Origin of the sequence: Brevibacillus nitrificans, from assembly GCF_003710965.1 — a bacterium.
In the GTDB taxonomy this organism is placed as follows: domain Bacteria; phylum Bacillota; class Bacilli; order Brevibacillales; family Brevibacillaceae; genus Brevibacillus; species Brevibacillus centrosporus.
Genome location: NZ_RHHU01000003.1, coordinates 746,039 through 772,376, shown reverse-complemented (window position 1 = coordinate 772,376; position 26,338 = coordinate 746,039). Strand labels below are relative to the sequence as shown.

Here is a 26,338-nt window from a genome sequence, read left to right as displayed (position 1 = left end):
AGGGTACTGGAATGAATCTGCAAGAGGTTCTCACCCATTTGGAAAAAAACTTCGAGGAAGATCTGGAGCGTGTCCGTGAATTTCTCCGCATGCCGAGCATCAGCTACACAGGCGAAGGAATCGAAGAGACGGCAAACAAATTAAAAGAGATCATCGAGGAGCTGGGAGGAACTGCGGAAGTAGTGCCGACCAAAGGACATCCCATCGTCTATGGAGAGTTTGACGAAGGTCAGGAGCATACCCTTTTGGTTTACGGGATGTACGACGTGATGCCGACGGACGAAGAGGGCTGGACCGTCGATCCGTGGGGCGCGGAAATCAAGGATCTGCCCAAGTTTGGGCCGTGCATCGTCAACCGTGGGGCAGTGAATACAAAAGGACCGCTGGGCGCTTTCTTCAATACGATTCGCGCGATCCGGGAAGTGAATGGCAGGCTTCCAGTCAATTTGATCTTTGCTGTAGAAGGGGAAGAGGAAATGGGCAGCCGCAACTTTCCTGCCTTCCTCGAGCAGTACAAAGAGAAATTGTCCAAAGCAGAGGCTGTCCTTTTCCCTTTCTTCGAGCAGGATGAAGTCGGTACACCCGGTCTGGTGCTTGGCACAAAAGGACTGCTTTACTTTGAGCTGGTTTGTCAGGGCGGAGATTGGGGCGGACCTACCTCCCGCGGCATTCACGGTTCCTTTAACGCATGGGTGAAAAACCCTGCATGGCGCCTCGTGCAGGCTCTCTCTACCATGGTGGACGTCGATGAAAATATTTTGATAGAAGGCCTCTTGGATGATGTGTCAGAGATTCCTGCAAAAGAAAGGGATATTCTGAAACAGCAAATCGAGGAAGGCATCTATGACGAAAACGTGTTTCTCGAAAACTATGATGTCAAACGCCTGAAATACGACGGAACCGGGATGGACGTATGGGAGAAGCTGTACAGCCGGCCTCAGCTGAACATCGATGGAATCTACTCCGGCTACACGGGTTCGGGGACGAAAACGCTGCTGCCTCATATGGCAACAGCCAAAGTCGACGTTCGTATGGTGCCACATATGGAGCCGGATGAAGTGGTTCGCGCGATTCGCGAGCATCTGGATAAACACGGATTTGCCGACATCGAAATGAATGTCGCCAACAAATACTACTGGTCAAAAGTATCGGTAGAGGAGCATGTCGTGCAAGCCATGATCGATACGTACCGGACGATGGGCAAAGAGCCGCAAATCCAGCCCCTGAATCCTGGAAGTGCTCCCTACTATGTATTCGAGCGCTACTTGCAGATTCCTTATGTGACAGGCGGCATGGGTCATGGGGCCAGACAGCACTCCAGCGACGAGTACTGCACGGTACAAGGCGTGCTCGACTTCGAGAAATCGATGGCGATCTTCTTTGACCACTATTGCCAACGGGTGTCGGGTAAGCAAAATCCACAAGATGCGATCTCCAAGTAACCATCATCCAGGTTCGAGAGGGAGGGGTTGCCCATGACTTTCGAGATTGACCAACTCGAAAGGGCAGTGTTAAACGACATCTCTACCGAGGTGCCGAAAGCCATTCTGGAGCGATTTGTCACGCTTACCCGTGAGTCCGGGAGTGAAGATGAACGGATTGCCGCTCATTTTTTGGCCCAATATTTGGAGGCTTGGAACATCCCCTATCGGATTCATCACCCGCGGATTCATGTTAGCGTCCCGAAAAAGGCAGCCATCATCGTCACCCACCCGGAAACGAAGGAAATCCGAGCTAAGACTCCATCGTGCTCGATTTCCACAGGGGATCGCTGGATCAGTGGTGAGGTGATGTACATTCCAGCGAATGAGGACGATTTAAGCGACGCGTTTGACCCGCTTGCAACCAAGAAGTATGGAGAGGTCCGCGGGAAAATCGTATTGACGGACGGATATCCGGTGTCCGGAAAAACGAAAGAATTGGGCATGGAAGGGGCGCTTGGCGTTATTTTCATCAGTCCGGGCCGCTACATACATGAGGGCACAATTGGCGTCGTCTGGGGCTCGCCGGACCTGGACACCATGAACGAAGAGCCGCAGATTCCCGCTTTGATGATCGGGAAGCAGGATGGACAGGATGTAATCCGCGCATGCCAAGCAGGAAAGGTGAGCCTACAATTTCAGACGCATCTGGACAACGGCTGGTTTACGTGTCCGCTGATCGATATATGGATCGAAGGAACCGAGGAGCCGGATAAATACGTCTTATTGCACGGTCATTTGGATTCCTGGCACCAAGGAATCGGTGACAACGCTACTGGCAATGCAGCTCTGTTGGAAATGGCACGCCTCTTTCACAAGCACCGCCAAAAGCTGAAGCGCAGCATAAGGATTGCGATATGGCCTGGGCATTCGACAGGCAGATATGCAGGCTCTACCTGGTTTGCCGATCAATTTGGCCTAGATCTCGACGAAAATTGTATTGCGCAGGTCAACTGCGACTCTCCCGGCTGCCGCTGGGCGACATCGTACGAGGACATGACCTGGATGAGTGAAGCAGAAGAGCTTTGCAAGTCTTCCATTAAGGATGCCGTCGGCGAGCGCTCCAAAGGCACTCGTCCGCACCGAGCAGGCGATTATTCTTTTCACAACATCGGAATTTCGTCCTTTTATATGCTTTCGTCTAGCATCCCGGCAGAAGAGTTGAAAGAAAAGGGCTATTACGGGGTCGGGGGCTGCGGATCCAATATCGAGTGGCACAGCGAAGATGACCTCCTGCATGTCGCTGATTTGGATATTCTCGTACGGGATATTCGGGTATACATGACGACCATACTACGTGTGGTCCAATCACCTATTCATCCATTTGTTTTTACAAAAACAGTAGAAGAGCTGATCGAGACCATCGAGGAATACCAAGCAGCAGCAGGCGATCACTTTTCGTTTGCCGCCGCGAAAGGAGAGGCCACAGCCCTGCTTCGAGACATGCAAGAATTTTATCGGCAGCTGCCCTTCCTCTCCTTTGCCTCTGTCAGTGATCCAAGTGTGAAACGAGTGAATGCGATTATTCGCCAAATCGGACGCGAGCTCGTCACGATCAACTTCTCGCGAACAGGAAAGTTTCGTCACGACCTGGCCGTTGACATGCCTCGGTTACCGGACTTGGCAGCAGTGCACCATTTGTCCAGATTGGAGCCTGGGTCACATCCGTATCGAGTGGCCCTCACACACCTTACCCGAGGTCAAAATCGTGTGGCCTGGACCTTTCAGCGCGTACGCAAGCTGCTGAAAAATGGGTAAAGAGCTACGTGAAACAGCCACAAATTAAGGGAGGTACCCATGACAAGTATCGTGAAAGAGCATGAAAAGCTTTTGCTCGATGAAATCAGTATGGAGACACCCAAACGAATTCTAGATGTTTTCAGCGGCTTGATTCGAGAATCAGGGAGTGAGGATGAGCGCACAGCAGCCCACTTTCTCGCGTCGCTTTTGAAGGAATGGGGCGTGCCGCATACGGTCCACTATCCTTCCATTTATTTGAGTGTTCCGAAAACGGCTTCGGTAACAGCAATTTCTCCAGCAGCCAAATCGTTTCGGGCGAAAACGCCTTCCTTTTCCGTATCAACCAACGGAGTGCCGGTAACGGGCGAGCTCGTATACGTTCCATCCGCTCAGGCCACAGACCGCTACGATATTTTCGATGCCAAAGTAAAAGAAGAAGTGAATGGCCTGGCGGGAAAAATCGTGATCAGCGAAGGTCTGGCGATGCCCGAAAAAGTCGCCACTTTCCATGACAAAGGCGTGCTCGGTGCCATCTTCATCAATCCGGGTACGAACATTCACGATGGGATCTGCACCACGATCTGGGGTTCCCCAGACTTGGACACCATCGGCAATGAGCCCAAGATTCCGGTAGTAGCTGTCAACAAATCAGACGGAGAAGCGCTAAAAGCGATGTGCCAGAAGGAAACAACCGTGATCGAGCTTGCGACGAGTCTGGAAAAAGGCTGGCATGAATGCCCGCTAATCGACTTGTTTATCGAAGGCACCGAGGAGCCGGAGAAGTACATCCTTTTGCACGGCCATCTGGATTCCTGGCATATCGGGATCGGGGATAATACGACAGGCGATGCGGCTTTGATGGAAATGGCACGAATCTTCTACAAGCATCGTGACAAGCTGAAACGCAGCCTTCGCATCGCCATCTGGCCGGGTCATTCGACGGGGCGTTACGCAGGGTCTACTTGGTTCGCGGACCAGTTCGCGCTGGATCTCGACGCCAATTGCATTGCGCAAGTAAACTGTGACTCTCCCGGCTGCCGGTGGGCGACCTCCTATGAAAAAATGGACTGGACGATTGAGGTAGGGGAACATTGCAAACAAGCGATCCTCGACGCAGTCAAAGAAGAAGCAAAGGGAAAGCGTCCGAATCGCGCGGGCGACTATTCGTTCCACAACATTGGGATTACCTCCTTTTACAAGCTATCGTCCAGTATTCCGCAGGAGCAGCTGAAGGAAAAAGGGTACTATCCCGTTGGAGGCTGCGGATCTAATATCGAGTGGCATACCGAGGATGATTTGATGCATGTGGCTGACCTCGATATTCTGCATAGAGATTTGAAGGTGTATATGACATCGATCTATCGCGTCCTGCAGGCAACGATCCTTCCCTATGATTTCCGCAAGACTGCTGACGAGTTCATGGAAACGATCCAACAATATCAGGAGGCGTGCGGCGAACACTTCCGGTTTGATCAAGCGGTGGATGCAGCAAAGGAGCTTCGTCAGTCGTTAGAGGATTTTTATCTGGAGCTGCAATTCCTGAAAACGGAGGATCTCGCCTCGCCAGCAGTAAAGGCTGCGAATGAAAGGCTCCTGCAGTTAGGAAGAACCCTGATTCCGATCAATTTCACTCGCCGTGGCAAATTCCATCACGATCCTGCGGTTCAAATTCCTGCTTTGCCTGATATCGCCCCCGCTCTGCAGCTAGCCGCATTAGAGCCAGGGTCTCATCGCTACCGTGTCACACAAACCCATCTGCTCCGCGGCCAAAATCGAGTCGTATGGGCGATGAAAGAAGCGCAAAAATTGATAGGCAAAGCGTAACAGGCCCGCATCACTTGCGGCCACGTCCTATCTGGATGAAATGGCGGGTCATCTGCTATTCACCAGCTCCGCCAAACGAAACGGGTGCTCCGGCATCCGTTTTTTCTTTGGGGGGTGTGCGCGGTTAGGAGGGACGAATGCCTATCTCATCCTTCTCCATTCGATTCCGATACGGTGAAGCAAACGAGGAATAAAGGCAGCGACGGTCGTGGCTCTCGAGTGGAGTAAATGGCTGTCCTGCTTTTTTGCATGGGTAATTTATCTGAATCTTAGGTCATTTTGGGGTACATCAGGTATGGCTTTCCTACCCTAAATTTGCAACTGAAACAGATCTTTCCCGCCAAACAGCAGGCAGATGGGCATTGTCTGCGGCCTTTTTGTTTGGCACGGGACTTGCGTATTTCACCAACCGAGGCAAACGAATGACAAAAGGGGGTAGATGAGTGTTGGTGGGAGCCATGAAACGGCTGCTGGAAGAGATCAGCATGGAGACGCCCAAGGCAATCTTGGAGCGCTTTGGCAGCCTTGTTAGAGAATCGGGAAGTGAAGATGAGAGAATCGCCGCACAGTTTTTGTCCAGTTTGTTGGATCAGTGGGGGGTACCGTATCAAGTACATCACCCAAATCTATTCTTAAGTGTGCCTAGACCTGCGAAGCTGAAGCTGGTTGTACCGGAGGAAAAGGAAATTCGGGCAAAAAATCCGGCCTTCTCTGTGATCACCGGCGATGAGTGGAGAGGCGGAGAAGTGGTCTATGTACCCACTGGCTTCAAGAAGAAGTGGGACAACCAAAAAGATGCATCCTTTGATCCGGCGACTGGCAGTTTGAATGGGAAGATCGTACTGACGGAAGGGTTTCCGCGGCCGGCAAGGATCAGGGAGCTAAACGAGCAGGGAATTATCGGCGCCATCTTTATCCACCCCGGCAAGAACATACATGAGAGCATCTGCACGCCGATCTGGGGAGCACCCGATCTGGATACGTATGAAAATGTCCCGAAACTGCCTGTGTTGATGATCAATCGTCCGGATGGGCAGGAGCTGATCGAGAGAATCGCCCAAGGCAAGGTGGAGGTACAGTTCCAAACGCACTTGGATCAAGGCTGGTTCCCTTGTCCGTTACTCGACATCTTCATCGAAGGCACGGAGGAGCCCGATAAGTACGTGCTGCTTCACGGGCACATGGATTCCTGGCATCAAGGCTTGGGAGATAACGCTACCGGCAATGCAGCTATGATCGAGATGGCAAGAGTCTTCTATCAAAATCGGCATCTGTTGAAACGCAGCTTGCGCATTGCCATTTGGCCAGGACATTCCACGGGACGCTATGCTGGCTCGACCTGGTTCGCAGACACTTTTGGCTTGGACCTGGATGAAAATTGCATCGCCCAGGTGAATTGTGACTCTCCGGGATGTCGCTGGGCTACTTCCTACCACGAGATGAGCTGGATGAGCGAAGTCGATTCCTTTTGTAAAACGTCCATCAAGGAAGCAATCGGCGAGGAATCGATCGGTCAACGTCCGCCGCGTGCGGGTGATTATTCCTTCCATAACATCGGATTGACTGCTTTTTATATGCTTTCTTCCAGTATTCCGGACGAAGTGCTGCAGCAAAAAGGCTATTATCCGGTTGGCGGCTGCGGCTCGAATATTGAGTGGCATACCGAAGAAGACCTCATCCACATCATTGATTACGAAATCCTCCAGCGAGATGTGCAAGTCTATACGGCATCTCTGTACCGCATCGTGAATGCTACCCTGCATCCCTTCCAATTTGTGAGCACCGTAGATGAATTTATCCGCACGATTCAAAGCTACCAGGACGCTGCTGGCGAGCATTTTTCTTTCGAGCTTGCCCTCGGGGAGGCGAGAGAGCTCCGGGCCGCACTCGTCGATTTTTATGAGCAAAGCGAGAAGCTTCAAACGCGCGACATCAACGATCCAGAGGTCAAGCATGCCAACCAGATTCTGCGAGGCTTGAGTCGAACGCTGGTGCCTATCAACTTTACCCGACGCGGCAAGTTTTGGCACGATCCTGCGATTGATATTCCGCCATTGCCGGATATCGCACCAGCCACCACCTTGTCTCAGCTCGAAGTGGGGTCACATCTGTACAGGGTGACATGGACACATTTGATGCGCGGACAGAACCGTCTTGTCTGGACATTGCACCAAGCCAAGCGCAGCGTTCTGGCGTAATCGATTTTTTAGGGGGGAAACCGAGTGAAAAAAGCAGCCAAGTGGAAGTACGGTCTGATGGCCACAACCGTTCTCTTGGGAACTGTCCTGTCTGCTTGCACGAGCGAGACACAAACACAGCCCAAGTCCACGGATACGCCAAAAACGGAGCCAGCTGACGCGAAAAGCAGAGAGATTCGTACCCTGCAGATCCTGAGCAGGCCGCAAGCGTCCGCACCGGATGAATACGAACGTGCCAACCTGATTGCAGGTGCCATGAAAGAGCTGGGTATCAACGCAGAGATCAAGGCGATGCCGTACGAGCAGCAATCAGACATTGTCTGGTACAAACGCGACGAGTGGGATATGACGGGCTGGCAAATGGCAGCACGTCCGGAAAGGCTGGATCCGGATGAATTTGTGTATAACCTGTTCCATTCCAGCACAGCGAAAGACGGTTACAACTTCATCGGCTACAACAATCCGGAATACGACAAGATTGCGGAGCAGCAGCGGATTACGGTGGATCGCGAAGAGAGGAAAAACCTGATCTTCAAAGCACAGGAGCTGATCGCAAGCGATGTCGCTTACCTATTCAACGTCCACCCCAAATTGAAATACGTTTACAACCATCAAGTGTTTGACGAAAATTCCATCGTAGAGATGGCGGGTATGGGTATCCGCAACATTTGGACGTACTTGAATGCCGCACCGACCGGACAGCAAAAAAACATGATCCTAAACAGCAACGACTCCGTTCAGGCACTCAATCCTTTCTATATTAGCGGCGCGTTTGATTCGTGGGTAACAGAGCTGATTTGGGACCGTTTGATGCGGATCGACAAAGACGGTCTGCCCAAGCCTTGGGCTGCCGAATCCGTCACCTGGAAGACGGATACCCAGATTGAAATCAAATTGCGCGCAAACATGAAATGGCACGACGGCAAGCCCGTAACTTCGGAAGACGTGAAATTCTCCTATGAGGCCCCTCTGACAGGAGAAGTGCCGATGTATAAGCCGTTTGTGGAAATCATCGATAAGATCGATATCAAAGACCCGCTTACGCTGGAGTTTACACTGAAACGCCCGTGGGCAGCGTTTGAAACGGCTAGCTTATCCAAACTGAATCTTGTTCCCAAGCATATTTGGGGGCCGATCATTGAAGATCTGAAGAACAAGCCCGAGAATGCGGAGAGCTACCAGGAGAAGACCCCAATCGGTTCTGGACCATTCAAATACGAGAACTGGAAATTCAAAGAAGAAGTTGTTTTGAGTGCGAATACAGAGCATTTTTCTCCTCCGAAAATCGAGAAGTGGATCATGAGAGAGATTCCCAATACTGAGGCTTCTCTCGGCATGATTGAAAATGGCGAAATCAACTTCCTCGCCGTGTTCCCGGGTGATGGACAGCTGCTGCAGCAAAAAGTAGAAGCGAGCCCCAACCTCACCATGGTTACGACAACTGACCTGGGCTTCCAATTCTTCGCCATGAATCACCGCCGTCCACCGTTCAACGATGTGGCATTCCGCCGCGCTTTGGCAGCCGCCGTTGACCGCGACATGATGGCACAAGTCGTGTACAAAGGTTTTGCAGAACCAGGCGATTCGGTCATCTCGCCAGCATTGTCGATCTGGAAAAATCCGAGCCTGCCGTATCCAACGGGCGGAGTAGAGGAAGCGAAGAAGATTTTGCAGGAAGCCGGCTATGAGTGGGATGCAGCAGGCAAGCTGCTCTATCCGGCTGGCAAAAAAGAAGAGCTCGGCAAATAAAAGCTGACGCCCTCTTCATGATTTCTAGGTGCGCGGGATGCTGGAAGCAGGAAGTGACCAGCATTCCACGCCTTGGAATTCCTCAGAGAAAGGAGCGAACGCATTGGGGAACCGATCCAAGTTCATATGGAGTCGACTGGCTCAGATGGTTCTGACGCTATGGATCATCGCGACGATCCTGTTTTTCATCTTTCGGCTGATGCCTGGCAATCCGCTAGTTGCCTATATCGACCCTACCTTTACCAAAGAGCAGCAAGACATTTTGATGGCGCAGTTTGGCCTGGATAAACCACTGTGGATGCAATATTTGATCTACCTGGCAAATCTGGTGCAGGGTGAGCTGGGAGATTCCTTTAAATTCCGGGCTCCCGTCATGGAAGTCATCTGGGGCGTCCTGCCCAACACGCTGTACCTCATGCTCTTTTCCTTTGTCATCGCCTACCTCGTCGGGATATTGGGCGGTGTATTGCTTGCATGGAAACGGAAAACCAAGTTCGAGACCATCGGGATTATCGCCACTCTGTTTACGAGATCAGCGCCGCAGATGTGGGTAGGAATGATCGTCCTCGTGATCTTTTCCTTTCACTTGAACTGGTTTCCATCAGGTGGAGCTTCGGCGACAGGAGTCGTCTATGCGTCTGAGTGGGAGAAGCTTACTTCGCTCTCCTTTCTGAAGCACCTGTTTTTGCCCTCTTTAACGGCTGCCATCTATTTGATGGGGCTTCCTCTGCTCCTGATGCGGTCCAACATGCTGGACGTGATGGGGGAATCCTATGTGGAAGTTGCGAGAATGAGAGGACTTAGCGAGCGGAGGATCATGCTCAAGTACGCGGCGAGAAATGCAGCGCTGCCAGTAGTCACCGCGATGGCTGTCGGGATTGGGTACGCGCTTGGAGGCAATGTGGTCATTGAGATGGTCTTCAGCTGGCCCGGCTTGGGACGTTTGCTCGTCAATGCGGTGTCGGCAAGCGACTATGCACTGGCGCAAGGAGCCTTTATTTTGAGTGCCGCTGTCATGGTCATCATGAACTTTGTGGCAGATATCCTGTACAGCTTTTTGGATCCGCGGGTCACATTTGGCAAAGGGAGGTGAGTGGAATGAACACGGACGTAAGAATGGAACAGAGGCCTGTACAAGTCGCCTATCGAAAAGCTGGCTTCCTAGCAGTCTTGGGAAAGAATCTAGCAGGAGTCTACCGTTTTTTAAAAAACGACCCGTTCAGCATGACAGGAGCAGTGATTTACCTGTTTTTTATCTTGATCGCGCTGTTTGCGCCACTCCTCGCGCCTTATGATCCGCATGAAATGATCAAGCACAACGGAAAGCTGGCATTTAACCAGCCGCCCTCTGCTGAGCACTGGCTGGGGACGACAAACATGGGCAGGGATATTTTCTCCCAGCTCGTGTATGGGGCTAAGCCCGCGATGATGGTTGGTTTGACAGCCGCATTCTTCGTTGTAGTCGTAGGGACGTTGGTCGGTTTGTTCGCCGGCTACTACAAAGGCCGAGTGGACGGTGTGCTTATGCGCGTTACCGATATCGCATTCGGCATTCCTTTTGAGCCGTTCGTCATCGTCCTCGTTGCCTTTTTAGGTCCGAGCGTCTGGAATATCGTCCTCGCAATGGGGCTTCTTCTCTGGCGGGATACGGCCCGCGTCATTCGCTCCCAGGTACTCACGGTCCGCGAGCGCAGCTTTGTGGAAGCCGCGAAGATATCAGGGGCATCCGATTTACGGATTCTTTTCGTGCAGGTGGCACCGAATATTCTTCCTTTGTCGTTTCTGTATGGCTCGCTCGCCATGGGCTGGGCGATCTTGACGGAGGCGGCGGTCAGCTTTCTCGGCTTTGGAGATCCAGCCATGATGAGCTGGGGCTTCATGCTCAATGACGCCTACGCTTCCCAGGCATTGAGTCGCGAGGCGTACTGGTGGATTATTCCGCCGGGCATTTTTATCATGCTGACGGTCATGGCCGGCTTCTACATCGGAAGAGGCTCGGAAGAAATCCTGTATCCTCGTTTGAAAAATCAATAGCCAAGGGGGTGAAGTCATTGTCGCTATTGGAAGTAAACGACTTGAAAATCTACTACAAAACGTCGCGGGGGATCAGCAAAGCAGTCGATGGGGTATCCTTTGCGGTCGATCAAGGTCGAAGCCTCGGACTTGTGGGAGAAAGCGGCTGTGGGAAAAGCACCTTGGTGAAAGGCATCATTCGCGTGCTCGCTGGAAACGGAGTCATCGCAGGGGGATCGGTCAACTTTGAGGGGAATGACTTGACGAAAATGCCTGAATCCCACATTCGTCAGGTTCGCTGGAAGGATTTGTCGCTCATCCCGCAGGCGGCCATGGACTCTCTGAATCCTGTCTATCCGGTGATTGATTCCTTCTTGGAGATTTTGATGCTGAAAGGCAAGCTTTCGCGTGCAGACGCCACCCAAAGAGCACAAGAGCTGTTTACCATGGTTGGGCTGGATACAAAACGGCTGCGATACTATCCCCATGAATTTTCCGGCGGGATGAAGCAGCGGGCAATGATTGCGCTAGCTCTGGCCTTAAGTCCCAAGCTCGTCATTGCGGATGAACCCGTTACTGCCCTCGATGTGATTGTGCAAAATCAGGTCCTGCGCGTTCTGAAAAATTTGAAAAAGGAATTGGGTCTCACGCTGGTGATGATCACGCACGATATTTCCGTCGTGGCAGAGACATGTGACGATGTGGCGGTGATGTACGCAGGGAAAATCATTGAGCTCGGGCCTGTCTCGCGCGTGCTGAAGCATTCCATGCACCCATATACGATGGGACTTGCAAACGCATTCCCCAATTTGAAGAAAACGGAGAGCACCCTGATTTCTATCGAAGGCTCTCCGCCAGACTTGGTAGATCCGCCCAAAGGCTGTCGATTTGCTGCCCGTTGTCCGTTTCAAATCGAAGCGTGCGCGCAAGAAGAGCCATCACTCGTTTCTGTAGGTGATCGTCATTTCGCGGCATGCCATCGCTTGGACGAAATCGCGGTTCTCCAGGAAAAGGCGAAGGAGGTGGACACATGGCGGAAAATCCCATCATAGAGGTGCGCGGTCTCTCCAAGCACTTCGAGGCCAGACAGCATTTGTTCCGGAAAAGCAGCACGGGTGCAGGCGTCCTGAAAGCCGTTGACGATGTGAGCTTTCGCATTCCGAAAGGTCACTCCCTTGGAATTGCCGGCGAGAGCGGGTGCGGAAAGACTACGACCGCCAAAATGCTGCTGAAGCTGTATGAACCTACCTCTGGATCCTTTTTGTTCAACGGCAAAGACATCACACATTTGAAAGCAAAAGAAGAGCTCAAACAGTTTCGCAAGCAAGCCCAGCTCATGTTTCAAAATCCGTTTGAGGCACTGAACCCTCGCTTCACCATTTTTCGTTCGCTTTTGGAGCCGCTCATTGTCCATGATATCGGTACAAAGGAAGAGAGAGCCGCCCTTATCAAGCAGGCCCTGGAACAAGTGAATTTGATCCCCGCAGAAAACTTCTTTGAAAAGTATCCCCACCAGATGAGCGGGGGGCAGCTCCAGCGGGTCGTACTTGCACGGGCATTGATCGTAGACCCGATCTTCCTAGTAGCGGATGAACCGGTGTCCATGCTGGATGTATCGGTACGCGCGGGCGTTCTCAATCTGATGAAAACCTTGACAGAGCGACTGCAGCTGACCACGGTCTACATCTCCCACGATCTATCGCTCATCTCCTACATGTGTGAGCAGACGGCGATCATGTACCTGGGAAAAGTCGTGGAGATCGGGGATACCATGAGCGTCTTGCAGAAACCGAAGCATCCGTATACCCAAGCCTTGCTTGCGGCAGTACCCTCTCCTGATCCCGACGAGGAGCCGGATGAGGTTCTCATAAAAAATCATGTGCCAAGCCCGATCAATATGCCCAATGGCTGCCATTTCCAAGACAGATGTCCCTACACCGAGGCCATCTGCCGAGAAAAAACGCCTGAGCTGCGGCAAGCGGAAACCGGTCAGATCGTTGCTTGCCACATGGTTACGCCCTTTTTTGATCGAAAGGCAGAAAGAGAGGAGCATGTGATATGAAAATCATGTATGTCGTGCCAGGCCCGATGGATCAGGCAGAAGCCGCCCGCAGAGGTGACCTGCTGAAGCTGTGGGCAGCACCTGGGACAAACGTGGAAATCGTCACGGTGCAAGAAGGTCCAGCTTCCATCGAATCGATGTATGAAGAATACCTGTCGATTCCGCCTGTGGCGAAGATCATGTATCAGCTGGAACAGGAAGGCTATGATGCAGCGATACTCGGTTGTGCAGGAGACCCGGGCTTGGATGCGTTTCGCGAAATCACCACCAACATGCTAGTTGTCGGTCCCGCTGCAAGCAGTTTTCATGCAGCAGCCATGCTTGGACATCAATTTACCTTGCTCACAGTGGCAGACAGCATGATTGGCTCGAGCCATGAGCTCGTCGCAAAGTCTGGATTGACTGACAAGCTGGCTTCCGTACGAGCCGTCAACATACCTGTCCTGGAGCTGGCGACGAATCGGGAGGAAACGCTGGAAAAGCTCGTTCGCATCGGACGCGAAGCCATCGAGAAAGACCGGGCTGACGTACTGGTTCTCGGCTGCATGTCCATGGGCTTTTTGAATGTGGCGGAGGAGATGCAGGATGCACTTGGCATTCCAGTCGTAAACCCGGCGAAAATCGCTTTGAAAATGACGGAAGCCCTCGTGTCCATCGAGCTCGTCCATTCCAAGAAGGCGTATTCCCTACCGCCCAAGCTTGCCAGTGGAAAAGTAAAATCACTCGACGAGCTGCTAGTAAGCCGTTCCTTACCTCGGTGATGGAAAAGGGTATGAAAATCGCATACGTTGTCCCAGGACCTATGAAGCGGGAGGAGATCAGCAGAAGACAGCTTTTGCTTCAGCAGTGGGCAAATCCCGGTGTCACTGTGGAGATCATAGATGTCGCAGAAGGACCGGCTTCGGTTGAATCCATGTACGAAGAATACTTGGGAATTCCCGAGGCAGCCAAGATCATTTATCGACTCGATCAGGAAGACTACGCTGCGGTTGTACTCGGGTGTGCAGGTGATCCAGGGTTGGATGCGCTGCGAGAGATCACCCAAAACGTGCTGGTCATAGGTCCCAGAGAGGCGGGCATGAACATGGCCGCCATCCTCGGGCATCGATTCAGTGTGCTTACGGTTACGGACAGCAGAATCCCCAGAGGCCACGAACTGGCGCTGATCGCAGGACTACGCTCAAAGCTGGTTCATGTGCGTGCCTTGAATATCCCCGTCCTCGAACTGGCACAAAATCGATCAGCGGCTTTAGAAAAGCTGGTGCAGATCGGTCGAGAAGAAGTCGAGCACCACCGCGCAGATTCCCTGGTTCTCGGCTGCATGTCGATGGGCTTTTTAAACGTAGCAGAGGAGATGACGGAACGGCTCGGGATACCTGTCATGAATCCGGTCAGAACTGCACTCAAGACGGCAGAAGCACTGGTCATGTGCGGGCTGCATCATTCCAAGAAAGGCTACGCTTACCCGCCGAAGCTATCTTCGGGGAAAGCAAAATCGCTGGATGACCTGCTCCACAAAAGGACTTCGCCGTAATCGTCTCGTTTTCGACTGGGAGAGGAGGGATAGGCAGATGAAGGTAGCCTATGTCGGAGCTGCGCCAAAATCGGCTGAAGAAGTGGAAAGGCGGAGGCGTCTTTTGCAGCAATGGGCCGCTCCCGGCACAACCATTGAAATGGCGTATGCAACAGAAGGTCCTGCTTCGATCGAATCCATGTATGAAGAGTACATAGCAATCCCCCAGTACGCGAAAAACATGGTTCGATTGGAAAGGGAGGGCTTTGATGCAGCGATCGTCGGTTGTGCAGGTGACCCGGGGCTCGACGCCTATCGGGAGCTATGTACAAACATGCTTGTCGTGGGACCAGGAATGAGTGGTTTTCACGCAGCTGCCCTGCTTGGGCGAAAATTTACGCTGCTGACGGTAGCAGACAGCATGATCGCGAGCAGCTATGAGCTGATTCAAAAATCAGGACTCGCAAGTAGCGTAGCATCTGTCCTTGCCGTCAATATCCCGGTTCTGGAGCTCTCCCATAACCGCACGCAGACATTGGAGAAGCTCGTTCGAATAGGCAGGGATGCCATCGAGAAGGATCGCGCAGATGTACTGGTGCTCGGCTGCATGTCCATGGCTTTCCTGCAAGTCGCAGATGATATGCAAAAGCTGCTCGGCATCCCCGTGATCAATCCGGCAAAAGCGGCATTAAAGCTGGCTGAATCCTTGGTTAGCTGCGGGTCAAAGCTGACAAACGGGAAAGCAAAAACGATAGAAGAACGGATCGGAAACCAAAAATAGGAACCATGATGGGAGAGAGTTCACATGAATACCATTTACAAAAACACGGAAAAAACGCTGCTAGACGAGATCAATTTGGATGCCTCAAAAGTGATCCTGGAAAAGTTCAGCACGCTGGTTCGTGAATCCTCCAGTGAAGATGAGCGCATAGCATTTGCTCACCTGACCCACTTTTTGGAGGAATGGGGCGTGCCGCACAAGGTGCATCATCCAGAGCTGTACTTGAGTGTGCCTGTCCACGCTGGCGTCAAAGTGACGAGCCCCGCAGTGAAGGAAATTCGGGCAAAAACGCCAGCGTTTGCCGTTTCTACAGGAGATCAATGGATGAGCGGCGAGCTTGTTTATGTGCCATCCGGGCATGCAGCCGATATGCAGGAGGTTTTCCATTCCCAGGTCAGTGTAGATTCGAGCGACCTGAAAGGAAAGGTGGTCATCACTGAAGGTCTCGCGATGCCAGGAAAAGTAGCCTCCTTTGACAAGCTAGGGGTGCTGGGAGCGATCTTCGTCAACCCGGGGAAAAACATCCACGATGGGATCTGCACGACGATCTGGGGCGCTCCGGATCTGGACACGATCGACAATGAACCGAAAATCCCTGCACTCGCAGTCAACCGTACGGACGGAGACGATCTGATCGAGCTGTGCAAGCAAGGGATGGTACAGGTCGAGTTCCAGACCGTCCACAAAAAAGGCTGGTTTGCCTGCCCGCTGATCGACATTTTCATCGAAGGGACAGAGGAACCGGAAAAATACGTCCTGCTCCATGGACATTTGGATTCGTGGCATGTAGGGATCGGAGACAATACCACAGGAGACGCAGCCATGCTGGAGATGGCCCGCGTGTTTTACAAGCATCGCGACAAGCTGAAGCGCAGTCTGAGGATCGCCATTTGGCCAGGTCACTCCACCGGACGCTACGCTGGCTCTACCTGGTTTGCCGACACGTATGGTCTGGATCTGGATGCCAATTGCGTGGCACAAGTAAACTGCGATTCTCCAGGCTGCCGCTGGGCCACTTCTTATGACTACAGTGAGTGGATGAGCGAAGTAGATGAGCTGTGCAAGGGAGCTATTTTGGACACGGTCCAGCAAGGCTCAAAGGGCAGCAGACCATCCCGTGCCGGAGACTACTCGTTTAACAATATCGGAATTACCTCTTTCTACATGCTGTCCTCCAGTATGCCAGAGGAATTGCTGAAGGAAAAAGGGTATTACCCCGTAGGCGGCTGCGGTGCCAATATCGAGTGGCATACCGAAGATGACCTGCTGCACGTGGCAGATTTGGACATTTTGTTAAAGGACATTAAAATCTACACCGCGTCGATCCTGCGCGTCGTCAATGCGTCTGTGCTGCCGTACAACTTCCGGAATACAGTAGATGAATTTGCCCAGACGATTCAAGCGTATCAGGAAGCAGCAGGAGCCCACTTCAGCTTTGAAACGGCGCTGACAGAGGCCCGCCAGCTGCGTGAAGAATTGGAGGCGTATTATCAGGCGATCGAAGGCTTGCAGGATGGCGAAGTGACAGACCCGCAGGTCAAGAAAGTGAACGAGCAGCTCCAGGAGCTCGGACGCAACTTGATCACCATCAACTTCTCGCGCCGTGGCAAGTTCCGTCATGACCCGGCACTCGACGTTCCCAAGCTGCCGGATATCGCGCCAGCTACGACATTGAAAAATCTTACGCCAGATACGCATCTGTACAATGTGACGATCAATCACTTGCGACGCGGTCAAAATCGCGTGGCGTGGGCATTGAGAGAGGCGAAACGAATTATTCGCAGCTAATCACTGAAACCATGGAGAAAAACGAGCAGAGGACCGAGAGCATCTTGATCGGGCCTCTGTTTTTTTGCATGCCAGTCTTGCCCTTGGAGTTTCAAGAAGTGTTCATACTTCTAGGGGTATTAGTATTTACAAATGTAATAGATTCGGAATATGATGAAAACGAAGTATGGCACAAATAGGATCGACATCTTTGAAATATCAAGGGCTGGCAAAGCACTGAGGAGGGTCATAAAGTAAAAAGGGAGCAGCTGCCCCAATGAGCCGGGTTTGAAACAGGTAAAATTGGGATATCCTGCAAGTGCGGTCTTTGATCGCCAACGAGTCGCTGATCCATCATAAGGCAGTAAGATGATGATTTGGAGACGAGATTTCGGTTTCACTTATATTGCATTTACACCAAGTAATAGTTTGTAGCCACTTTATACTACTTCTTGAGGTGATTATTATGCAAAATACGATAGCCAATAAGGTACCGACAACATTCTCTAGAACGAATCCATTTCCGGCGAAAGTACTTAAAAATCAAAATTTAAACGGTGCAGGCTCCAAGAAAGAAACGAGACATATCGAGTTATCCTTGAAGGGATCTGACCTTTCCTATGTCCCAGGCGATTGCCTAGGAATCTATCCTCAAAATGATCCTGAGCTTGTCGCATCCTTGCTTGAGGAGATGAAGTGGGATCCAGAGACGGCTGTTACCATCAGCAAGCAGGGAGAGACCCTTCCATTGCGGGAAGCCCTCACCACTCACTTTGAAATTACACTCCTGACCAAAAAAATGATCCAGCAAGCTGCTGAATTCACAGACAACGAAGAGCTGAAACAACTTTCTTCCGAAGATCACATAAATGAACTGAAAGAGTACATCAATGGCCGCGATTTGCTTGACTTGCTTCGTGATTTTGGACCGTGGAAGGCTTCTGCGCAAGAGATCGTTTCTTTATTAAGAAAAATGCCACCACGTCTTTATTCCATTGCAAGCAGCCTGTCTGCCAACCCAGAGGAAGTACATCTGACCATCGGCGCTGTTCGTTATTCGGCGCACGGACGTGAACGAAAAGGGGTTTGCTCCGTGCAATGCGCGGAACGCTTGCCAGAAGGAGAAACACTCCCTGTTTTTATCCAGGTGAATAAGCACTTCAACCTGCCAGACTCTCCAGAGAAAGATATCATCATGGTAGGGCCAGGAACAGGTATCGCACCATTTCGTTCCTTTATCCAAGAACGCAGTGTGACGGAAGCCACAGGCAAATCGTGGCTGTTCTTTGGAGATCAGCACTCTGCGACTGATTTCCTTTACCAGGACGAATTCGAAGCCTATCTGAAAGAGGGGGGACTCACCCGCCTGGATACGGCATTCTCTCGGGATTCCGAGCAAAAAGTATACGTTCAACATAAAATGCTTGAAAACAGTAAAGAGCTGTTTGCGTGGCTGGAAAACGGCGCATACTTCTACGTCTGCGGAGACAAGCAAAATATGGCGAAAGACGTGCATAGTGCCTTGATCGATGTCATTGAAAAAGAAGGAAAGATGACTCGCGAAAACGCAGAAGCATATCTGAGCGCCATGCAAGAGCAAGGCCGTTACCAGCGTGACGTTTATTAATAAGAACAGTCCGAAATAGATCTTCCAACAAATGAATGGAAACCGGAATCCCGCCTTTGCGATATGGCGGGATTTTTCCATTTCTCAGCGGAAATAGATTGGCAGGGAGGACTTGAGGCTTCGCGGGACAGGATGATTTTTCCAATAACAGGACAGATCTGTGGTAAAATCGCTTTGAGTCTTTTTTGCCGATTCACACTCGAAAAAGAATGGGGAATTCTCATGAGCAGAAACATATCCTTGATTCGTTCATCGAAGCTGGCCGCTGTCGATTATGCATACGCAAGTGTTGTGCCTGCGGGAATGGACGTCATCTTTTTGGCTGGCGCCTGCCCGCTCGATCAAGACCGGCACGTCCCTTACCCCACAGATTACGCCAAGCAAGCGGAGCTTTGTATGGACAATCTGAAAGAAGCCCTGCAGGCAAGCGGTGCCACCCTGACGGATGTTGTCTACACGAGAGTGCTTGTCGCGTCACAGAATCAGGAGGACTTAGTAACAGCTTGGCGGGCAATCCGTACGCAATTTGGCGATCATGATGTCCCAAGCACCTTGTCTGGAGTAACTGTACTTGGATATACAAACCAATTAGTAGAAATTGAAGCGGTGGCTGCCATAGCGCCATCGCTGGATGACAAGGAAGCGTGATCTTGGCAGGATGAAGCTAGGCCCGCGACTGGAAAGGGAGAGGAACCACAATGACATTAGAAGAATACAAAAAGCTGGCATCAGAACAAGACGATTGGGCGCCGGGCTGGGATGCGATCGATGAAGCTTTTCAGAAGCTTTATCCAAACCAGGAACCCGCCCATTACGCGACAGATCTGGTCAAGCGAGCTCTTTTCGGTGGAGATGAATATTTGGATGGCTATAGCATCTACGAATCGCCAAAAGGCTGCAAGCATCTGGTGACATACGGAATGTCGGAGCTGTACACCAATGAGGAAGCGTTCGGGGGCGAGTGGAGCGGCTGGGGATATGAAATGACGATCAAACTGAAGGAAGAATCCAATGAGGATTGCATGTGGGCGATCGATATGCTCTCCAACCTTGCCCGGTACACCTACACGCAAAAACGCTTTTTTGAGCCCTTGCAGTTTGTAGCAGGCAATGGAACCTCCATCCATATCGGCGTGGACTCCGCCATTACGGCTCTGCTCGTGGTTGCAGATACGGAAGCACCGGGCAGCGATACCGTCCACGGTCGAGTGGATTTCATCCAATTGGTTGGAATCACGCAAAACGAATTGGAAGCATTGAAGGAAGACCCGGTGAGGGCAGCGGTTCTCGTGGAAGCGATGAAAAAAGAAAATCCATTTTTGATCACGGATATGCGGCGCGTGAAATCGTATTTGTAATCCATAGCGGTGCAGAGATATAGTAAGAGTCCCTTTTTACAAAGGGGGTTTTTTCGTCTGTTCTGAAATTAGACCAAAGGGGAGTATTTATCCACTGAAGTTGTACAGAGATAACAAGGACTGATTAATAATGTACTAGACTGGATCATAAAGTTTTAGACTAGGGCCGTTAAAATAAATGGCAGGTTAGTTCAAGCGATCCAGAATGTTAAAAGGATTGCGGGGCTAGAAAATTCGCTATTACAACATTAAGGGATCAGGCAAGTCTTATTCAAAATACATAATAGTACTGGGAGTGATCACGTGATTATCATGATAAATGGGGCATTTGGTTCTGGTAAGACTTCCACAGCCCAAATGCTACAACCATTAGTCACGAATAGCATGATATTTGATCCTGAAGAAATTGGACTTATGATTAGAAAGATTATACCTGAGGAAGTAAGGCACATCCATGAACAAACTGATGATTTCCAGGACTTTGAACTTTGGAAAATCTTGGCCGTAAAGGTGGCAGGAGAGGTAAAAAAGAAGTATCAAAAACACTTAATTGTGCCCATGACCATATATAAAGAGGAAAACTTCAATTACATTTACAATGGATTTAAAGAATTAGATGAAGAACTCTACCATTTTTGTTTAATAGCTTCAGAGGACACCATTTATAACCGATTAGTCAAACGTGGTGACACAGTAGGAGGATGGTCATTCCAACGGACAGCTAAATGTGTCGAAGCTTTTCGGAAGGATATTTATCAAGAGCATATAAATACAGATCACTTAAAGACAACTGAAATTATAGATATTATTTTAAACAGAATAAACAACAAGAATAAATGTAGTTGGACGTAGTGACTGACTCCACATAACATCGGGCATTCGACAGAATTGATTACAATAACGGGTTGGATAACGACAAAAGCACACCACGACTAAAACGCGGTGATTCGGCAGCATCATCACGCTACGGGCTAAGGTTAGAACAGGCCCCAAAATATAGTTTAATCACCGAACAATAGTAGGGAAATTAAAAAAGAGCATTAGCTGTGTAGGCTAACGCTCCTTTTTATGTGCTGTCTAATCGGTTTCCCTTATGGCTGAGCTGGGAGTGTACGTGCCTTCACATACTCCAGCGCCTTTTGGAGCAGCTCGGCAGACTCTTTACGGCTAATCTCGCCCTTTGGATTGAAATTTCCTTTTTCATCGAGCTTCGTGAAGCCAAGGGCGAGTGCTCGCTGAATCGCACCTTGATAGGCAATATTCAGGTCGGCCTCATCCGCTAGCTTAGCAGGAACGACGTTAATCATGGGGAGAGCGTTCTTGGATTCCATAGCGCGCATCAGCTGGAAGACGAATTCTTCTTTTGTCCACATTTTATTCGGCTCAAGATCAGCCGGTAATTCCAAGCCGTTGTTAGCAGCAATGATTAACGCATTGGCATACCAGGCGCTGTTGTTCGCGTTTTTGTAGTAATCACTGGCAAGCGGGGGCTTCACAAAACGAATCGTGTCCAAATTTAAATCAAAGGCGTTAACAATCAGTTGAATCCCCTCAGCCGTTGTAATGGTAGCTTCCGGCAGGAAAAAGTCAGCTGCCAATTCATCTTGCGTTTGCTGGTCAACCATGATGTGCATGGTATCTTTATCCACTGTAGTATTCTGATCCGTGAAGAAAGTGGCAGCGGACACGCCATGCTGCAAGAAACCTGCAGACAGAAGAGCGAAAGTGGAAAGTGCGAGAATGGTGCGGTTCATTTTCATGGAAGAGACCACCTTTTCTTATGAGGAGTTGATTGGTTGGAACGATTGCAAGGGGAGCGTGAACTTGCATACACTTCAAACCTACTTACTTACTAAAGCCTATACTTTAACAAAACTTAACTTAGATGTGCTGCTCTAGCGACACGTCACGAAATTCTTGTATTTGTTGACCCGATTGAAGCCATTTTGAGTACTACCTCTACCAGCAATCGTCATGATGCTTGTTAGTCTGTCCGTTTCCCCACCTCAGCTTTCGTGTTGCTAGTTACTATTCTTTAGACGGTGGTAATTCGTAAGTGTTACATGGAATTTTGATTTATTTTTTATACAGCATTCGGAACACTCGTGAGCATTTTTCCAAGTTCTACTCTAGCTGCCTATTGGTAAATATTTGTTTTCCATCACCTCTGCTATGCCGATGAAGTTTGTTGCGTACATTCTGACGACAGTTATTTCATAAACGTTTCAAGAAAATATTCAAGGGATAGAAGCAAACTGTTTTTTCTAGGTTACTTTTTTTAAACCTTGTCTCTTCAAGGTGCCTACTTCTACAACAGTTTTGAAGGGGGTATGATCACAAGGAAAGAGAACAACAACGATGACGGGAGGTTCACGTATGAATGGTCCTACCATTCTGATTGCATCTGAAGATCAAAATGTTGTCCAATTGCTTACAGAAGCCCTCCTAAAAGAGGGGATTCAGGCCACTAACTTCAAATCCGAAGAGGAAATCGTAAAGAAAGTAATGGATCCAGGTATCTCACTTCTTTTACTCGATATGGTGATTCCAGATGGGAATGGGCTGGAAGTCTGCAAAAAAATCAGACCCAACGTCAGCATTCCTATTTTATTGTTGAGCGCGAGAAATCGAGAGCTCGATCGCATCATCGGCTTGGAAGTAGGAGCAGATGATTATATCCTAAAACCATTTAGTGTAAATGAATTAGTTGCTCGTATTAAAGCTCACCTGCGTCGAGAAAATCGGTATGTGTGCCTAAACAAGACCATACAAACGAGTGATCTTGTCATTAATAAAGATACCTATGAGGTCTATCATGAGAACCAAAAAATATCCCTCACGACGAAGGAATTTGAAATATTGTTTTATATGGTTCAAAATAAAAACCGTGTTTTAAGCCGTGAGCAGATTTATGACGCCATCTGGGGGCAGTTTGGATACGGAGATATAAATACGATAACCGTACACATAAAGAATTTGCGGTCAAAGTTGGCCCTAAAAAATCAAAGCATCAAGACGGTTTGGGGCGTAGGCTATAAGTTTGTCGGTTAGTCGAAAGGATCGATAGCACCGATAATGAGACTGCCAAGATACACCAGCAGATGAAAATAATAGATCAAGACGATCTGCCTCTCATCCAGAGGCTTTTTTTGCGTGAAGGAACGGTTGTTCCACTCATGGTTACATTCATGTGCCTTTGACACATAAATGTAACTACTTCTCAAACTTCCTTTTTGAAAACATAATGACAGTGCAGATAGAACACAGTTGATATCTAGCACTTATGTAACAGGGAGGAAATAGAAATATGACAACCGTGCTTTACATTACCGCTCATCCACTCGATACAGAGGCATCTTACAGCCTGTCTGTCGGTAAGGAGTTTGTAGAGGCTTATCGTGCTGAAAATCCAAATGATGAAGTGGTCCACCTTGATTTGTATAAAACAGACCTTCCACAAATTGACGCAGACGTATTAAACGGGTGGTACAAGCTAAGAACTGGTGCTGCTTTTGATGACCTAACCAGCGCTGAAAAAGCGAAAGTGAGCCGACTTGGTGAGCTTGTAGACCAATTCGTTGCAGCCGACAAATATGTGTTCGTGAATCCTGTTTGGAACTTCTCTTATCCTCCAGCGATGAAAGCATACATCGACGCGATTTGCGTTGCGGGGAAAACATTTAAATATGTGGCGGATCAAGGACCAGTTGGACTGCTTGCTGGCAAAAAAGCCATCCATATTCAAGCGAGCGGGAGCATTTTATCCGAAGGCCCACTTCAAGCTAGCTTTGAAATGAGTCACCGCCACTGGGAAGTGATTATGAAGTTTTTAGGAGTGTCTAGCACTGAAGCGATTTTCGTTGAAGGAATGGGCGCTACTCCTGATCTGGCACCAGCTATCAAAGACAAGGCCATTCATAAAGCAATGGAGCTTGCTCGACAATTTTAAGATAGTGTCCTAAATCACCGAGTAGGTTAGGAATTCATGGAAGGCGAATACCGGAAGTGAATTCCTTCGGTTCTCAAGAAATTAACTAATCCAAATTCCCGATCTCACAGATGATTACGTCTCAGCTTGATCCTCTCGATGATCTTATAGAAAATAAATAACAGGGGGATATAAACGTAAACAAAGTAAAGTCCGGTGACGGAAGAGAAATTGCCCAGAAAATCCACCTCTAATTGATCCTGAACCAAGATGGAGGCGACCATAAGACAGGTCATCAGTATTACAAGGGACCAACTTGGCTTGATTCTGCAAACTCGTTTGAGGATCCTTGTGCAGCACCATAAGGGGATGCAAACAGTCGGAATGATGATCATAAACCATGAGAAAATAAACAACAATTCAAATCGCTCAAGAAACTGGATTTCGATAATTTTAGCCATCTCCAAAGTCGGCCAAAGAGAGTGGATCAAGTGACCTTGACTGAAATAAAGAAGTGTAATAACCAGTAGAACCGCATATTTTAGAGTGCTAAAGAGCAAGCCCAAGTGCGCCCATTTCATGGATTCTTGAGGAGTTCTGAGAAAAGGGAAATACAGCAGCAAGGTTTCAAAGCCAAGAAAGATGATGCTCGATGACTGCGCGGATAAGAGTAAGTCAGATAAGGAATGATTGAATATCGGGAGTAGATGATGGAGCTGACCATATTCGAGCGGAAAGTAAAAGGCGGCCATAAGTAAAGTAGATAAGATGACACTAAAAAAGCAGAAGCCCGTCAGTGCCCGAAATCCTCCTGTGACTAAATAAGAGAGAATGCCAATAAAAATCAGGGACAACTCCCAGGTTTGCAGGGATGGGAATATCCAGACCTGCAGCACATGAATATAGACACGCAGGACGGTGAGAGCAGTCATAAAAAAATAGGCAATCAACAAAAGCGAAGCGGCATTTCCCATGTATTTTCCGAAGCAAAATCGATGAACCTCGATTACATCCTTCGAGGGATTCCGCAACATTTGATACATCATCCATAACACAAGATGAAGGCTGATGCCTGTAAATAGAACAGCAAGCCAAGAGTCTTGCTCAGCACCGTAAATCGCCATCCTTTGAAACTGAAGCATGCCGATCCCGGTTTGAGAGGCATGGATGAGAAAAAACACAAAAAATCCGGATATCAAGTAATTTTCCTTTACGATTGTTTGCACTAAGAACCCACCCCTGATTGAGACAAGATCACTTCTGGCTTCACAACAAAGTGAAGGTTAGGATAGGTATCCTTTTGGAAATGTTCCTCTGTCCATTCCCGCTGTTTTCCTCTGTACAACTCTCCGAATCCCACTGGATCAACACCATTCGTCTGGAATTTCGTCAAAAGCTCTTTTATCTTGCTTTGAAGCTCCTCCTCGATTTGTTTCTTGAAACGGTTCATCTCACTCGGACTTAGCGGACTGACGGAAGCTGGATATTCCTGAAGCTGGGTATGTAGTGTAAGGGATATAACCGTTTTATCTTCCAATAAAGAAATGGAACGTTTTCCATATAAAAAGGAAAGTAAGACACGTTCATTTTTTCCTGTTGTAAATTCGTATTTTCCGGTTAGATCTCGGTCTGTCAACAGCTTGAGAAGCAATGCCTCTTTACTGTGGATTTTTACATGTAATTTATCGCCCTTAAAGATCCCTGCTCCGTCCATGGTAATTAGACCCTTTTCAGCTATATTTAAAATGGGCAAGTATACATCCTGACCTTTGCCATAATACTGGTTGAGCAACAAGTGGAAATTGGTTATCGGGGTATTTCCTTCCGTCATATTTTGCTCAACTAGATTCGCTAGGTAGTATGGCGGCTGTTTCAAAGACTGAGTTAATACTTTGCTTGCCGTTTGATTCGTAAGGATTACTTTTGCGTTGCTGCCTAGGAGGGGATCTCGCACCAGTACGCTGACAAGCTCGGATATCCCATTTTTTGCGAAGGCGTCCCCTAAAACCACCGTTCGTGTTTGACCCAGCTCAATCGGGTGCTGTGACTGGGCTGTGAAGGACGTAACCGTTCCTTGTATCGTATCTGACTGGCCGTTTAACAGGATGAGCGGGTTGCCTCTATGCGTATTTTTGTACAACGGGTAAAGGGCGAAGCCACGAATGTTCTTTCCCTCGATGTCATATCCCAAGCCCTGGATGATTTTGATTTGATCAATCACTTTCAGTTTGGCACAGCCTGTCAGGACAAGAAAAAGGGATAAGGTTAGATAGGCGTATTTCATCTTCTTATCTCCT

General features: G+C 49.4%; 23 protein-coding genes. 19 read left to right on the top strand and 4 right to left on the bottom strand.

What is annotated here, in order from left to right; translation table 11 throughout:
- Positions 1-11 precede the first annotated feature (11 nt).
- The 17 genes from EDM59_RS05545 (at position 12) to EDM59_RS05465 (ending at position 20,965) form a co-directional block, all read left to right on the top strand.
- The gene (locus EDM59_RS05545; protein ID WP_122922681.1) at positions 12-1,442 is read left to right on the top strand and encodes a M20/M25/M40 family metallo-hydrolase; all 1,431 of its coding nucleotides are present in this window, start codon (positions 12-14) and stop codon (positions 1,440-1,442) included.
- 33 nt (positions 1,443-1,475) lie between these two features.
- A complete protein-coding gene (locus tag EDM59_RS05540) occupies positions 1,476-3,239 on the top strand; it encodes a M28 family peptidase (RefSeq protein WP_246010910.1) in 1,764 nt (587 codons plus the stop codon).
- A gap of 39 nt (positions 3,240-3,278) precedes the next feature.
- Positions 3,279-5,045: a M28 family peptidase gene (locus EDM59_RS05535; protein WP_122922680.1), complete on the top strand. Its 1,767-nt coding sequence runs from the start codon at positions 3,279-3,281 to the stop codon at positions 5,043-5,045.
- A gap of 443 nt (positions 5,046-5,488) precedes the next feature.
- A complete protein-coding gene (locus tag EDM59_RS05530; protein WP_246010909.1) occupies positions 5,489-7,243 on the top strand; it encodes a M28 family peptidase in 1,755 nt (584 codons plus the stop codon).
- A 24-nt stretch (positions 7,244-7,267) separates the two neighbouring features.
- Positions 7,268-8,992 carry an ABC transporter substrate-binding protein gene (locus EDM59_RS05525; protein WP_246010908.1) on the top strand — a complete coding sequence of 575 codons (1,725 nt, stop codon included), beginning with the start codon at positions 7,268-7,270 and terminating at the stop codon, positions 8,990-8,992.
- Positions 8,993-9,095: 103 nt separating this feature from the next.
- On the top strand, positions 9,096-10,085 hold the full coding sequence (locus tag EDM59_RS05520; protein WP_246010906.1) for an ABC transporter permease: 990 nt from the start codon (positions 9,096-9,098) through the stop codon (positions 10,083-10,085).
- A 5-nt stretch (positions 10,086-10,090) separates the two neighbouring features.
- Complete coding sequence (locus EDM59_RS05515; protein WP_246010905.1) at positions 10,091-11,026, top strand: ABC transporter permease; 936 nt, start codon at positions 10,091-10,093, stop codon at positions 11,024-11,026.
- A gap of 17 nt (positions 11,027-11,043) precedes the next feature.
- Complete coding sequence (locus EDM59_RS05510; RefSeq protein WP_122922678.1) at positions 11,044-12,057, top strand: ABC transporter ATP-binding protein; 1,014 nt, start codon at positions 11,044-11,046, stop codon at positions 12,055-12,057.
- Positions 12,036-13,067, top strand: a complete 1,032-nt coding sequence (locus EDM59_RS05505; RefSeq protein WP_122922677.1) for an ABC transporter ATP-binding protein — start codon at positions 12,036-12,038, stop codon at positions 13,065-13,067. The genes EDM59_RS05510 and EDM59_RS05505 overlap by 22 nt, the downstream gene beginning before the upstream one ends.
- Positions 13,064-13,828 (top strand): aspartate/glutamate racemase family protein, encoded by a 765-nt coding sequence (locus EDM59_RS05500; RefSeq protein WP_122922676.1) that lies wholly within the window; start codon positions 13,064-13,066, stop codon positions 13,826-13,828. Before EDM59_RS05505 ends, EDM59_RS05500 begins: the two co-directional genes overlap by 4 nt.
- Before the next feature lie 11 nt (positions 13,829-13,839).
- Positions 13,840-14,601: an aspartate/glutamate racemase family protein gene (locus tag EDM59_RS05495; RefSeq protein WP_122922675.1), complete on the top strand. Its 762-nt coding sequence runs from the start codon at positions 13,840-13,842 to the stop codon at positions 14,599-14,601.
- Between the two features lie 37 nt (positions 14,602-14,638).
- Entirely contained in the window at positions 14,639-15,361 is a 723-nt protein-coding gene (locus EDM59_RS05490) for an aspartate/glutamate racemase family protein (protein ID WP_122922674.1), read from the top strand.
- 24 nt (positions 15,362-15,385) lie between these two features.
- Positions 15,386-17,149 carry a M28 family peptidase gene (locus EDM59_RS05485; protein ID WP_122922673.1) on the top strand — a complete coding sequence of 588 codons (1,764 nt, stop codon included), beginning with the start codon at positions 15,386-15,388 and terminating at the stop codon, positions 17,147-17,149.
- A gap of 445 nt (positions 17,150-17,594) precedes the next feature.
- Complete coding sequence (locus tag EDM59_RS05480) at positions 17,595-18,755, top strand: sulfite reductase subunit alpha (RefSeq protein ID WP_122922672.1); 1,161 nt, start codon at positions 17,595-17,597, stop codon at positions 18,753-18,755.
- A 222-nt stretch (positions 18,756-18,977) separates the two neighbouring features.
- Positions 18,978-19,403, top strand: a complete 426-nt coding sequence (locus tag EDM59_RS05475) for a RidA family protein (protein ID WP_122923385.1) — start codon at positions 18,978-18,980, stop codon at positions 19,401-19,403.
- A 50-nt stretch (positions 19,404-19,453) separates the two neighbouring features.
- Positions 19,454-20,113, top strand: coding sequence for a suppressor of fused domain protein (locus EDM59_RS05470; protein ID WP_122922671.1), 660 nt, complete (start codon positions 19,454-19,456; stop codon positions 20,111-20,113).
- Between the two features lie 312 nt (positions 20,114-20,425).
- Complete coding sequence (locus EDM59_RS05465; protein WP_246010963.1) at positions 20,426-20,965, top strand: AAA family ATPase; 540 nt, start codon at positions 20,426-20,428, stop codon at positions 20,963-20,965.
- A 239-nt stretch (positions 20,966-21,204) separates the two neighbouring features.
- On the opposite strand, the gene EDM59_RS05460 is transcribed toward EDM59_RS05465, so the two are convergent.
- Positions 21,205-21,873, bottom strand: a complete 669-nt coding sequence (locus EDM59_RS05460; protein ID WP_122922669.1) for an S-layer homology domain-containing protein — start codon at positions 21,871-21,873, stop codon at positions 21,205-21,207.
- A gap of 616 nt (positions 21,874-22,489) precedes the next feature.
- Here EDM59_RS05460 and EDM59_RS05455 point away from each other — a divergent pair.
- On the top strand, positions 22,490-23,164 hold the full coding sequence (locus tag EDM59_RS05455; RefSeq protein WP_183192812.1) for a response regulator transcription factor: 675 nt from the start codon (positions 22,490-22,492) through the stop codon (positions 23,162-23,164).
- On the opposite strand, the gene EDM59_RS30965 is transcribed toward EDM59_RS05455, so the two are convergent.
- The gene (locus tag EDM59_RS30965; protein WP_183192811.1) at positions 23,161-23,316 is read right to left on the bottom strand and encodes a hypothetical protein; all 156 of its coding nucleotides are present in this window, start codon (positions 23,314-23,316) and stop codon (positions 23,161-23,163) included. The genes EDM59_RS05455 and EDM59_RS30965 overlap by 4 nt on opposite strands.
- A 104-nt stretch (positions 23,317-23,420) precedes the next feature.
- Between EDM59_RS30965 and EDM59_RS05450 the strand changes: the two genes are divergently transcribed.
- Entirely contained in the window at positions 23,421-24,062 is a 642-nt protein-coding gene (locus tag EDM59_RS05450; RefSeq protein ID WP_122922667.1) for an NAD(P)H-dependent oxidoreductase, read from the top strand.
- 104 nt (positions 24,063-24,166) lie between these two features.
- Here the strand turns inward: EDM59_RS05450 and EDM59_RS05445 are convergent, their stop codons facing one another.
- On the bottom strand, positions 24,167-25,267 hold the full coding sequence (locus tag EDM59_RS05445) for a GerAB/ArcD/ProY family transporter (protein ID WP_183192810.1): 1,101 nt from the start codon (positions 25,265-25,267) through the stop codon (positions 24,167-24,169).
- Entirely contained in the window at positions 25,267-26,325 is a 1,059-nt protein-coding gene (locus tag EDM59_RS05440) for a Ger(x)C family spore germination protein (RefSeq protein ID WP_122922665.1), read from the bottom strand. The genes EDM59_RS05445 and EDM59_RS05440 overlap by 1 nt, the downstream gene beginning before the upstream one ends.
- Between the last annotated feature and the right edge of the window lie 13 nt (positions 26,326-26,338).

Bases quoted from the DNA above. Each gene is read 5' to 3' on its own strand.
- EDM59_RS05490 (WP_122922674.1), top strand. From the start codon at position 14,639: ATGAAGGTAGCCTATGTCGGAGCTGCGCCAAAATCGGCTGAAGAAGTG.
- EDM59_RS05480 (WP_122922672.1), top strand. From the start codon at position 17,595: ATGCAAAATACGATAGCCAATAAGGTACCGACAACATTCTCTAGAACG.
- EDM59_RS05470 (WP_122922671.1), top strand. From the start codon at position 19,454: ATGACATTAGAAGAATACAAAAAGCTGGCATCAGAACAAGACGATTGG.
- EDM59_RS05455 (WP_183192812.1), top strand. From the start codon at position 22,490: ATGAATGGTCCTACCATTCTGATTGCATCTGAAGATCAAAATGTTGTC.
- EDM59_RS05505 (WP_122922677.1), top strand. From the start codon at position 12,036: ATGGCGGAAAATCCCATCATAGAGGTGCGCGGTCTCTCCAAGCACTTC.
- EDM59_RS05485 (WP_122922673.1), top strand. From the start codon at position 15,386: ATGAATACCATTTACAAAAACACGGAAAAAACGCTGCTAGACGAGATC.
- EDM59_RS05440 (WP_122922665.1), bottom strand. From the start codon at position 26,325: ATGAAATACGCCTATCTAACCTTATCCCTTTTTCTTGTCCTGACAGGC.
- EDM59_RS05450 (WP_122922667.1), top strand. From the start codon at position 23,421: ATGACAACCGTGCTTTACATTACCGCTCATCCACTCGATACAGAGGCA.
- EDM59_RS05535 (WP_122922680.1), top strand. From the start codon at position 3,279: ATGACAAGTATCGTGAAAGAGCATGAAAAGCTTTTGCTCGATGAAATC.
- EDM59_RS05475 (WP_122923385.1), top strand. From the start codon at position 18,978: ATGAGCAGAAACATATCCTTGATTCGTTCATCGAAGCTGGCCGCTGTC.
- EDM59_RS05460 (WP_122922669.1), bottom strand. From the start codon at position 21,873: ATGAAAATGAACCGCACCATTCTCGCACTTTCCACTTTCGCTCTTCTG.
- EDM59_RS05495 (WP_122922675.1), top strand. From the start codon at position 13,840: ATGAAAATCGCATACGTTGTCCCAGGACCTATGAAGCGGGAGGAGATC.
- EDM59_RS05545 (WP_122922681.1), top strand. From the start codon at position 12: ATGAATCTGCAAGAGGTTCTCACCCATTTGGAAAAAAACTTCGAGGAA.
- EDM59_RS05500 (WP_122922676.1), top strand. From the start codon at position 13,064: ATGAAAATCATGTATGTCGTGCCAGGCCCGATGGATCAGGCAGAAGCC.
- EDM59_RS05540 (WP_246010910.1), top strand. From the start codon at position 1,476: ATGACTTTCGAGATTGACCAACTCGAAAGGGCAGTGTTAAACGACATC.
- EDM59_RS05465 (WP_246010963.1), top strand. From the start codon at position 20,426: ATGATAAATGGGGCATTTGGTTCTGGTAAGACTTCCACAGCCCAAATG.
- EDM59_RS05515 (WP_246010905.1), top strand. From the start codon at position 10,091: ATGAACACGGACGTAAGAATGGAACAGAGGCCTGTACAAGTCGCCTAT.